Source organism: Novosphingobium sp. (genome assembly GCF_032093395.1).
Taxonomy (GTDB): Bacteria; Pseudomonadota; Alphaproteobacteria; order Sphingomonadales; family Sphingomonadaceae; genus Novosphingobium.
On the sequence record NZ_DAMDBA010000146.1, the window covers coordinates 1 to 359 of the forward strand.

The window sequence follows — 359 nt, forward strand, 5'->3', positions numbered from 1 at the left end:
CAAGGCATTCCTGAGCTATGCCGAACTGAACGAGGTCAACGCCAATGCCAGCGTGAACGTGCCGGTTTCGCAGAATTCGGCGCTGGCGGTGTTCGGCTTCTATCGCCGTAACGACGGTTTCCTCAAGAACGTCTACCGCGACGAGACCTGGGGCGGCGAGGAAAGCTTCGGCGGCCGTGCCAAGTTCCTCTTCGAGCCCAGCGACGACCTGTCGATCTATGTGATCGGCGACTATTCGAAGATCAGCCGCAAGGGCCCCGGCCAGCTCTGGACGCTCAATCGCCTGCCCAGCTTCGCCAACCCGCTCATGGCCGCGCGGTTCGGCAACCTGACCGCGCTCGGCGTTACGGCGGGCTTCG

Annotated in this window: 1 pseudogene; it reads left to right on the plus strand. The window is 63.2% G+C overall.

Annotated elements, in window-relative coordinates:
• Positions 1 to 359: pseudogene (locus RT424_RS23940) on the plus strand (TonB-dependent receptor); the annotation flags it as partial.